This is a genomic window from Bacteroides cellulosilyticus DSM 14838, from assembly GCF_000158035.1.
In the GTDB taxonomy this organism is placed as follows: Bacteria; Bacteroidota; Bacteroidia; order Bacteroidales; family Bacteroidaceae; genus Bacteroides; species Bacteroides cellulosilyticus.
This window is the reverse complement of record NZ_EQ973491.1, coordinates 538,920-549,606: the sequence shown is the minus strand read 5'-3', so window position 1 is coordinate 549,606 and position 10,687 is coordinate 538,920. Positions and strand designations below refer to the sequence as shown.

Annotated in this window: 10 protein-coding genes and 1 pseudogene; 9 read left to right on the top strand and 2 right to left on the bottom strand. The window is 43.0% G+C overall.

Annotation, left to right across the window (positions count from 1 at the left end):
* Positions 1 to 159: 159 nt before the first annotated feature.
* Together BACCELL_RS14445 and BACCELL_RS14440 are read left to right on the top strand one after the other, a co-directional pair.
* Complete coding sequence (locus BACCELL_RS14445; protein ID WP_007212594.1) at positions 160 to 966, top strand: MBL fold metallo-hydrolase; 807 nt, start codon at positions 160 to 162, stop codon at positions 964 to 966.
* A 19-nt stretch (positions 967 to 985) separates the two neighbouring features.
* On the top strand, positions 986 to 1,840 hold the full coding sequence (locus BACCELL_RS14440; protein ID WP_007212593.1) for a SecDF P1 head subdomain-containing protein: 855 nt from the start codon (positions 986 to 988) through the stop codon (positions 1,838 to 1,840).
* Here the strand turns inward: BACCELL_RS14440 and BACCELL_RS14435 are convergent.
* Positions 1,837 to 2,958 carry a retron St85 family RNA-directed DNA polymerase gene (locus BACCELL_RS14435; protein WP_007212592.1) on the bottom strand — a complete coding sequence of 374 codons (1,122 nt, stop codon included), beginning with the start codon at positions 2,956 to 2,958 and terminating at the stop codon, positions 1,837 to 1,839. The genes BACCELL_RS14440 and BACCELL_RS14435 overlap by 4 nt on opposite strands.
* A gap of 271 nt (positions 2,959 to 3,229) precedes the next feature.
* Between BACCELL_RS14435 and BACCELL_RS14430 the strand changes: the two genes are divergently transcribed.
* The 3 genes from BACCELL_RS14430 to BACCELL_RS14420 all read left to right on the top strand — a co-directional run bounded on the left by BACCELL_RS14430 (position 3,230) and on the right by BACCELL_RS14420 (position 6,156).
* A complete protein-coding gene (locus tag BACCELL_RS14430; RefSeq protein ID WP_044153889.1) occupies positions 3,230 to 4,768 on the top strand; it encodes a peptide MFS transporter in 1,539 nt (512 codons plus the stop codon).
* A 39-nt stretch (positions 4,769 to 4,807) separates the two neighbouring features.
* A complete protein-coding gene (gene hpt / locus BACCELL_RS14425) occupies positions 4,808 to 5,344 on the top strand; it encodes a hypoxanthine phosphoribosyltransferase (protein WP_007212590.1) in 537 nt (178 codons plus the stop codon).
* Between the two features lie 239 nt (positions 5,345 to 5,583).
* Complete coding sequence (locus tag BACCELL_RS14420; RefSeq protein ID WP_007212589.1) at positions 5,584 to 6,156, top strand: adenylate kinase; 573 nt, start codon at positions 5,584 to 5,586, stop codon at positions 6,154 to 6,156.
* A 95-nt stretch (positions 6,157 to 6,251) separates the two neighbouring features.
* Here the strand turns inward: BACCELL_RS14420 and BACCELL_RS14415 are convergent, their stop codons facing one another.
* On the bottom strand, positions 6,252 to 6,728 hold the full coding sequence (locus BACCELL_RS14415) for an AraC family transcriptional regulator (protein ID WP_007212588.1): 477 nt from the start codon (positions 6,726 to 6,728) through the stop codon (positions 6,252 to 6,254).
* 74 nt (positions 6,729 to 6,802) lie between these two features.
* Here BACCELL_RS14415 and BACCELL_RS14410 point away from each other — a divergent pair, with 74 nt between their 5' ends.
* The 4 genes and pseudogenes from BACCELL_RS14410 to BACCELL_RS14395 form a co-directional block, all read left to right on the top strand.
* Positions 6,803 to 8,137, top strand: coding sequence for a DUF1593 domain-containing protein (locus tag BACCELL_RS14410; RefSeq protein WP_007212587.1), 1,335 nt, complete (start codon positions 6,803 to 6,805; stop codon positions 8,135 to 8,137).
* 124 nt (positions 8,138 to 8,261) lie between these two features.
* Positions 8,262 to 9,434 carry a GTPase ObgE gene (gene obgE, locus BACCELL_RS14405; protein WP_007212586.1) on the top strand — a complete coding sequence of 391 codons (1,173 nt, stop codon included), beginning with the start codon at positions 8,262 to 8,264 and terminating at the stop codon, positions 9,432 to 9,434.
* A pseudogene (gene pgeF / locus BACCELL_RS14400) lies at positions 9,431 to 10,251 on the top strand (peptidoglycan editing factor PgeF). Before obgE ends, pgeF begins: the two are co-directional and overlap by 4 nt.
* A gap of 9 nt (positions 10,252 to 10,260) precedes the next feature.
* Positions 10,261 to 10,687 (top strand): signal peptidase II (locus BACCELL_RS14395; protein WP_007212583.1); only part of this gene is annotated, 427 nt, incomplete at its 3' end.

Sequence of the window (10,687 nt, the reverse complement as noted above, 5' to 3'; positions counted from 1 at the left end):
GCGGAACAAACTGGCACGCATCCTGAAAAGAAAGATAAATGCGTCATATCCAACACAAAAGTCATATTAAACCGAAGATTATGCCTGACTTTTCGTATTTTTGTTGCAAGTATCATTCCTTAAAGAGTATCCATTTCCGAATAATGCACCAAAAAGAATATGAAGCTAACCGTATTAATAGATAACAACACCTACATCGATGAATATTATATAGGTGAACCTGCCCTGAGCTATTATATAGAAGATGAAAATGAACGCCTTCTGTTTGATACCGGATACTCTGACTCATTCATCAGGAATGCGCAGGCGATGAATATAGATTTATCTGCAATATCCACCCTCGTGCTTTCGCACGGTCATAATGACCATACAGGTGGGATAAAATACCTGATGAACCAATATCCAGATTGCAAATGCAAGATTGTGGCTCATCCAGACGTATTTAAAAAGAGAATCTACAATGAACTTCACATAGGTTCTCCGCTGGCAGAAAAGGATGTGAAAAAGGTGATGAACTTACATTTGACCAAGCAGCCCGTCAAAGTAAGTAAGAACATAACTTTTCTTGGGGAAATACCGATGATGAATGACTTTGAGCGCCGGCATGCCATAGGGGTTATCGAAGAAACTGAACGGTCTGAAGATTATGTAATGGATGATTCCGCCATTGTGTACCAAGGAAAAGACGGTTTATTCATTATCACAGGCTGTTCCCATAGCGGAATATGCAATATCATTGAATATGCCAAAGAGGTATGTAATGAACGGAAGATTGTCGGAGTTATAGGTGGGTTTCATCTGTTCAAGCTGTCGGAAAGGCTTACGAGAACGATAGATTATTTTCAAAAGAATGGTATCGAAGAACTGTATCCATGTCATTGCGTCTCTTTCAAAGCGAAAGCGGAAATACATAAGTCAATACCCGTACACGAAGTGGGTGTTGGACTAAAAATAGAGATCGAATAGTAACCTAAATAATGAAGTTATGAAAGCATTCAGTTTATTAGTAGCACTTATGGCTTTAAGTTCATTGGGAGGAAACGGCAACGGTTTTATGAGCCTTCATGAAAAAACCATTGACACAGATCGCCCCAATGGCTGGTATTATGTAACCAGCGGAAAACAAGACAGTCTTTCAGCAGAACCGATAGTATCTACCAAGGAATTTGCTGCCGTTGAGCTCGATTCTTTCCAGAATGAGCAGAATAAGGAAATGGTATATCTAATTGTAGGTAGAGTAAAGGATTCTTCTGTCAAAACATGGGCAGATGCCACGGAACAGTCGATAGGCAAGCACATCGGGTTTGTCTACAGGAATAAAGTAATCTGTTATCCCCGGGTGAACGCCCGCATCGAAAGCGGTAATTTTTCTATTTCAAGTACCGAAGCTGCTGAAATGAAAGCATTATACAAAGAAATTCAGGAGGAAATACTAAATGCAGAAATCAACCGGGAACACGATCAAGCCTGGGAAGATGCCCGCAAGGTACGTGAATCCATTACTGACTCTACTTTTCTTAAAACTAAACGTCCTATGTCCGATGATGCTATAGGTCCTTACAACTATCAGACAGGTTTTCTTGAAGACCGCGCCTACAACCGGACTGTTTACGTAATAGCTATAGACAGAGCCAAGAAGCATCTTTCCGTCAAGAATGACCAACTGGTATTGAACCTGAAATCAGGAGCAGAAATTAATATTGCAGAAGACATGTACCAATATATCACCAGGTTGTTTGTCGACTGGAATAAATGGGTGAAAGAAGGAAAATTCAAAATCATAAAAACAGAAGAAGGGTATTATGACATTGAACCTACTCCTCAGAAGAAGAAAAATTAAGATCCTTTCTCCAAACCTTTCAAAGCAGCAATAGAATCGGAAACATAAGCATTATCCGGTTCTATGGATCGCCAGTAGCAAAGAGTTCCGATCAGACGCTTCAGGTAAGCAGGATCATGAGAGTCTATCCGGCGTTGATGCTCTGCAAGCCCTTTCGTCAGAATGAAATGGACATTCTTGCGTATCTCCCTTTTCTTTGCTTTAGGAATGGTCAGTTTCACACCGGAGCTGACGGAAACGCCTGTGATAATCTTTCTCTTATGCCCACTCAGGAAACGGGTTTTCTTATGATTGATTTCAAACTTTTCCTCTCGAATGATCTGTTTAATCAGAGGCAATATCTGTTGAGCCGGAAAGACATCTCCCGAAAAGGTGAGATCATCCGCGTAGCGGGTATAAACCAGATTATATTCAGTAGCCAGTGCCGCCAGCTTTTTGTCCATCTCATAAGAGATGATATTACTCAGTGCCGGACTGGTAGATGCTCCCTGAGGCAGACATCTGCGTACACAACATAAAGCCGCAAGCACTCGCGCAATCTTCGGCGGATATCCCATACTCTCGAACATTTTCCGTACCCGCAGACTACGTATAGAGCCAAAGAAATCATGAATATCAGTTTTCAGCACATAGGACTTGCCCAGGTGCGGCCGGACATTATCGGAAATGGACATCTTGCACCGGAAACCGGTAGCTGCGGGATGTAGATTCACAAATGATAAAACGCGATGATTGATAGTATCCTGAATGGCCTTCAGATCTTTGTCCGGTGCTGAAATCATACGGTAGCCTCCCTTTCTTTTACCAATCCAGAATTCCCGGTAATGTCCGGGAATATCTTTCAGTATCTCTTTCAGGGCCGCTTCTTCCACTCCTAACAGATTGGCACACTTCACCACTGCCTCCTCGTCGAACCATGGAATGGTGATCGGAGCAGAAGTACCAAAGTACCGGCTAAACCATCCTTTACGGGTAGTTTCTGTATCGGTAGTATCTTCCGTATTACTGCGGTTTCCGGCTTTCCACCTTTTGTATCCTTCCTGTTTCCGGCTCGAAGAGATAATTTTGTAAATCAACAAGCCGGTGACAATCAGTACCGCTATTAAAATTCCATTCATCTTACATAGCTAAAAAAGGAAGAGGATGAGTATTTACTAATGTAAATCGTGGTATTTATACCAGAGTATTTACATTTCTAAGAAAGCTCCTGAGCTTACGAGGCGACTGCACCTCTTTCCTGCTAAATCTTTTTCTCATCCTCTTCGTACGCAAAAATATATCTTTTTTCACTTATAGCGCCAAAGAGAGACAATTTATTTTAATGTAGTAATGTCTTTTTTAATCAGATTCTATAACTTTGCCTCCCATAAAGAAAATATCTATACTATAATGAGTACATCCAAACACCCGAAAGGTCTTTACCTCGTCTTTGCTACCAGCACGGCAGAACGTTTCAGCTACTACGGTATGCGTGCTATCTTCATCCTGTTTCTAACCCAGGCACTCTTGTTCGATAAGGAACATGCCGCCTCTATTTATGGCAGCTATACCGGACTGGTTTATCTCACTCCGCTCATCGGCGGATATATTGCTGATAAATACTGGGGCATCCGGCGTTCCGTTTTCTGGGGAGCCATGATGATGGCGATAGGGCAGTTCCTGATGTTCTTCAGTGCGTCGATGCTGGATACTAAAGAGCTTTCCCACTGGTTGATGTATGGGGGACTCACCTTCTTGATTTTAGGAAACGGATGCTTTAAGCCTACAGTTTCGTCATTGGTCGGACAACTTTATGAACCGGGAGACAGACGGTTGGACTCTGCTTATACTATATTCTATATGGGTGTAAATGTGGGTTCTTTCTTTGCCCCGCTGGTTTGCGGTTACTTCGGTGAGACGGGTGATCCTAATGATTTCAAATGGGGATTCCTGATTGCAGCAATCGTTACAGTATTCACGGTAATTTTGTTCGAAACGCAAAAGAGCAAGTATCTGATCGGTCCTGACGGAAAGCCACTCGGCATTATTCCGGACGCTAAACGGGAGCAACCGAAAGAACATAAAACAGTTCAGCAAACAGCCATAGATAAAGATAAGAAGATGCGCAACAATTTGCTTCTCGGAGCACTGACCATTGCCCTTGCCTTATTCTTCTACTGGTGTTTCGGCAACGATTGGGTCAGTATAGGGATATTCACAGCCTGTATCGTCTTCCCCGTCAGCATTCTGCTGGATGGCTCTCTGACAAAAATAGAGCGTGACCGTATCTTCGTTATTTACATTATTGCCTTCTTCGTTATATTCTTCTGGGCAGCCTACGAACAAGCAGGTGCTTCACTCACCCTCTTTGCTGCCGAGCAAACCGACCGTACAATCCTCGGTTGGGAAATGCCTGCCTCCTGGATACAATCTTTCAATCCGTTCTTCGTAGTTATACTGGCAGCCATTATGCCCAGTGTATGGGGTGCGCTGAACAAACGAGGCATGGAGCCGGCTTCCCCCACCAAACAAGCTATTGGTTTGTTGCTGCTCTCATTGGGATATTTAGTCATTTGTTTCGGTGTGAAAGATGTACAGCCTGGTGTAAAAGTCAGCCTTATCTGGCTAACCGGACTTTATTTCATCCATACTATGGGAGAAATAGCTCTCTCCCCTATCGGCTTATCCATGGTAAACAAACTCACCCCTGTCCGTTTTGCCTCTCTTATGATGGGAATCTGGTATCTTTCCACCTCTACAGCCAATAAATTTGCAGGTACTTTAGGCGGCCTTTATCCCGAAGACGGAAAAGTGAAAACCCTGCTCGGATTCCGTATTGAAACCATGTTCGACTTCTTTATGGTATTCGTTATCATGTCCGGCGTAGCCTCTCTTATCCTCTTCCTGCTCTCAAAGAAATTACAGAAGATGATGCATGGAGTAGAATAAAAATCGTATTTTTGTGCCAATTTAAAAAATCTATCCCTTATGGACACCATACAAATAAAAGACAAAAAGTTCACTGTTTCTATCAAGGAACAGGACATTCTGAAAGAAGTAACCCGCGTTGCAAATGAAATCAATCGCGATCTGGCTGGTAAAAATCCTCTGTTTCTCAGCGTCCTGAACGGCTCGTTTATGTTTACTGCTGATCTGATGAAAAACATTACTATTCCCTGCGAGATTTCTTTCGTGAAGCTGGCTTCTTATCAGGGGGTGTCCTCTACCGGAGTTATCAAGGAAGTGATCGGTATTACCGAAGATCTGACAGACCGCACGGTAGTGATTGTGGAAGATATTGTAGATACTGGCCTGACTATGCAACGTCTGCTGGACACGCTGGGCACACGTAACCCGAAAGAGATTCACATTGCTTCGTTGCTGGTGAAACCCGAGAAATTGAAAGTAGATTTGAATATCGAATACGTAGCCATGGAAATTCCCAATGACTTCATTGTAGGTTATGGATTGGATTATGACGGCTTCGGGCGCAATTATGCGGACATTTATACAGTTGTAGATTAAAAGGTTCAGAACCATACCCGAGCCGTGTCTGGTCCGTACCCGGTCCGTACCTCCTTCGTATAAAAGTACCTTTATACGGAGAAGACACGGAGCAAGTACAGAGAAGATACGGACCAAGCACGGGGCATGTACGGACATGATACGGAGTAAGGCTACACGAATAAGGTCAAAGACATGATTTGTAGAAAAGAATTTTGAATTAGGTATAATATAAGTAACAGTTAAATTGTAAATCACAAATGTTGAACATTGTAATTTTCGGTGCTCCCGGTTCAGGAAAGGGAACACAAAGTGAGAAAATCGTAGAAAAGTACGGTATTAACCACATCTCAACCGGTGACGTGTTGCGTGCTGAAATCAAGAACGGCACAGAACTGGGCAAAACAGCTAAAAGTTATATCGATCAAGGTCAGTTGATCCCTGACGACCTGATGATTGATATCCTTGCAAGTGTATTCGACAGCTTTGAAGACAGCAAAGGTGTAATCTTCGACGGTTTCCCCCGTACGATTGCACAGGCAGAAGCTCTGAAAAAAATGCTCGCTGAAAGAAATCAGGGAGTAAGCGTTATGCTTGACCTGGATGTACCTGAAGACGAACTGATGGTCCGCCTCATCAAACGTGGTAAGGATTCCGGTCGTGCCGATGACAACGAAGAGACTATCAAGAAACGTCTTCATGTTTATCATTCACAGACTTCTCCGCTGATTGACTGGTACAAACAGGAAGGACAATACCAGCACATCAAAGGACAAGGTGCATTGGAGGAAATCTTTGCTGATGTTTGCGCTGCAATCGACGCTGCAAAGTAAAGTAACACAATCATAATTTAGAAGCGCGGTAATACCCATGAAAATGATATTACCGCGCTTTGTTATTCTCCCGTCTGCCCTAAAATAACAAGAAACTATTTCACGATCTTCTTTTTATATTCACGCGGGGTACATTGGATTTTCTTAAAGAATGTAGCATTAAACCGAGCTATAGAATTGAATCCACATTCGTATGCAATGTCGGTAATGCTCATGTCTGTAGTCAGTAATTTACGTTGTGCATGAGCTATTCTTAACTCAGCAATATAGTCACTTATTGTAGTACCAAATGCCTTCTTAAATATATGATTGGCATAATCAGGGTGCAGACCTACTGCATCACCAATATCATTGGCTTTAATATCATTACAATAATTCTTAGTAAGATATATCGTTATTTTTTCGTTGTGTCGCAAGTAAGTGATATTCCCTTGGGGCAAGTAATTTATCTCTATTTCATTATGCCTATCGTATCTTGGCATAACACGGGGTATCCATGTCTCACATGTAAGTCCATAAGGTTTAAACTCCTCACGGAACTTATCAAAACTGTAACATTTCTCGGAATTCATTATATTCGTATATAAAAATAGAGAGTGTTATTCACATTTTGGTGGTAAATTTGCAAAAATAATCTTTAAACGCCATGAAAAAAGTACTTTTCTTCTTTTTCTTTCTTACAGCATGGAGCCTTTATTCAGAGGCGCAAGTGGCTAATGAGGACAAACATCGGCTGATTGTAACCACTGATTTAGGGGGAACTGATCCGGATGATATCCAGTCAATGATACACTTGTTATTATGCTCAAATGTAATCGACATTGAGGGGTTAATCAGTTCACAAGTCTGGATGGATGACCCAGATAAAACAGCTAAAATTTCAGAGGTAGTAGAACAATTTGGAGAAGTTCTGCCTCGCTTGAATAAACATGCAGAAGGGTATCCCAGTTTGAATCAACTGCGGGCAATTATTAAACGAGGGCAACCTTCCTCTAACATGACCGGAGTAGGTCAAGGTAAAGATTCTCCGGGATCAGAACTGATAATCTCGGTAGTTGATAAGAAAAAGGATCAACGCCCCGTATGGCTTGCAGCTTGGGGTGGAATGAATACGATAGCGCAAGCTTTATGGAAAGTGAAGCATACACGCAGCGAGAAAGACCTTAAGAAGTTTACTGCAAAAATCCGCATATATGATGTTCTAGGGCAAGATGATGCCGGAGCCTGGATAGCCAAGAACTTCCCGGAAATAGTATATATCAGAAATAAAGAAGTATATGGTTGGGGGCCTTCCGATCAATGGCTTAAACAGAATATTCAAAGTCATCAGCCATTAGGCAAGCATTATCCTGACCGGAAGTGGGCAACGGAAGGTGACTCTCCTGCTTTCTTTTATGTATATGCCAATGGCCTGAACGTACCCGATTCACTTGAATATGGAGGATGGGGCGGTCGTTTCTCCAATCAAAAGACGAGTGGTATACGAGGTATGGATTTTATAGTGCGCAGCGGGAAAGATGAAACGCAATATGATCCTTATTATATGCATGGAAGCTGCAAAGAGGGCTGTACCGCCATCAACAAATGGCAGCAGCACATTTGGAATAATTTTGCAGCACGTATGTTGTGGACTACAACCGATGATTATAAAGCGGTGAATCATCATCCGCATGCAGTGCTTGATGGAGACCGTTCGCTAAAATGTGTCTTTAAGAAAGTAAAAGCCGGAAATTCCATGGTTTTAGATGCCAGCGGTTCAACTGATCCTGATGGTAACAAACTGATATACAAGTGGAGTGTTTATACTGAACCAAGCAGTTACAAAGGTGAAGTAAAAATAGAAGGGGATAATGCGAAAAAATGCAAAGTACATATCCCTGCTGATGCTGCGGGCCAAAACATACATATCATTTTAGAATTGACGGATGAAGCAACTCCGGCACTTACCGTTTATAGACGAGTAGTGCTAAAAATAAGTTAGAAATGCCCTCCGCTACGGATTAATAAATAAAAAGGAATAAAAAAGTTTGAGGTAGTCTTGGAGAATCGTTACTTTTGCATCGAAAAAGAAAATAAGTATTTTAAAATCAATCGTAAGGAAAGAAATGGCTGAATCGAACTTTGTTGACTACGTAAAGATATATTGCCGCTCCGGAAAGGGCGGACGAGGCTCTACGCACATGAGGCGTGAGAAATACATACCCAATGGCGGCCCCGACGGAGGTGACGGAGGACGAGGAGGTCACATTATCCTACGCGGTAACCGTAACTACTGGACGCTGTTGCATTTGCGCTACGACCGCCATGCACTGGCAGGACATGGAGAATCCGGTTCCAAGAACCGCAGTTTTGGTAAGGATGGAGAAGATAAGATTATTGAAGTTCCCTGTGGCACAGTGGTATACAATGCCGAAACAGGCGAATATATCTGTGACGTCACCGAGCATGGACAAGAAGTTGTTCTGCTGAAAGGCGGACGCGGCGGACTGGGTAACTGGCACTTCAAGACAGCCACCCGTCAGGCACCCCGCTTTGCACAACCGGGCGAACCGATGCAGGAAATGACAGTAATCATGGAGCTGAAGCTCTTGGCAGACGTAGGTCTGGTAGGCTTCCCGAATGCCGGAAAATCAACCTTGCTTGCTTCCGTATCTGCCGCCAAGCCTAAGATAGCCAACTATCCATTCACCACATTGGAACCCAACCTGGGTATTGTTTCTTACCGTGACAGCAAGTCGTTTGTCATGGCGGACATTCCCGGTATCATTGAAGGAGCCAGTGCAGGAAAAGGTTTGGGATTGCGCTTTCTGCGCCATATCGAGCGTAATTCTCTGTTGCTCTTCATGGTGCCTGCCGACAGCGATAATATCCGGAAAGAATATGAAATCCTGTTGAATGAGTTGAGCACTTTCAATCCTGAAATGCTGGACAAACAACGGGTACTTGCCATCACCAAGAGCGATATGCTCGATCAGGAATTGATGGACGAAATAGAGCCTACACTCCCTGCAAACGTTCCGCATGTATTCATTTCTTCCATTACCGGTATGGGACTTTCCGTGCTGAAAGATATTCTTTGGGAAGAGTTGAATAAGGATAGCAACAAAATAGAAGCTATCGTTCACCGTCCGAAGGATGTAAGCAAACTCCAGCAAGAGTTGAAAGACATGGGTGAGGATGAAGACCTCAGCTATGAATATGTGGAAGATGACGAGGATGTGGAAGACCTTGAAGACTTTGAGTATGAGGAAGAGGACTGGGAGGATGACAAGCAATGATTGCTCTGACAGAAGATAAACGAATGTTGGGATACGGGGTTATGACACCGTACTCCAACATTTTTGTTTCGCAACTACCCGCCGGGGAGGTTTCAGCAAGGGAGATTATGCCTCTTTCAACTGTACGTCTTACACGGGGGATGATGCAGAATCTGTCCGTCGCAATCAAGAACTACTCTGCAACTCCATGCCTCAACAGCCTAAAGAATTAGTCATTCCGTTCCAGACACATGGTACAAAAGTGGAGGTGATTGATGAAAAGTATCTCAATGCCACATTTGACGAGCGAACGGTCATGCTGCAAGGGGTGGATGCACTAATCACAAAGGAACCGGGTTGCTGCATTTGCATTTCTACGGCAGACTGTATTCCTATCCTGTTGTATGATCGCAAAAACCAAGTGGTAGCCGCCGCCCATGCAGGTTGGCGTGGAACAGTGAATTACATAGCCGGACACACTCTCGACAGGATGCGGGCGCTCTACGGAACCGATGGAAAAGATGTTATCGCTTGTATCGGCCCCGGCATATCCTTGCCTTCTTTTGAAGTAGGCGAAGAAGTGTACGAAGCTTTCCGCATGAACGGTTTTGCAATGGATTATATATCAGAATGGAAACCGGAAACACATAAGCATCATATAGACCTATGGGCTGCGAACCGGATGCAGTTGCTCGATTTTGGCGTACCCGGCGAGCAAATAGAGACATCTGGTATTTGTACCTATATGAGGCATGAAGAATTTTTCTCGGCAAGACGGCTGGGGATTAAATCAGGACGTATACTATCGGGAATTATGATAGTAGACACAAAACCATAACTTTTTAATATGAAGAACATTTTGTCCAAAGGGCAACTATCGATTCTCATTGTACTGGGAATTTTGATTCTTGACCAAGTCATAAAGATTGAAGTTAAAACGAATATGTTTTATAATGAAAGCATTCATATCACAGATTGGTTTTATCTTCGCTTTATAGAAAATCCCGGTATGGCTTTCGGTATGCAGATAGTGCCTAAAGCCATTCAGACTATTGCCCGCACAATATTTGCTATCGCAATTGGATGGTATATCGTCATACTTATTAAAGCTAGATATAAGCGTGGCTATATTGCATGTGTTTCGTTGATACTGGCAGGAGCTATCGGGAATATCATCGACAGCATATTCTATGGCGTTATTTTCAGTAAGAGTACACCCACTGAAATTTCTACTTTCGTACCTATAGGGGAAGGATATACCGGTTGGCTGCATG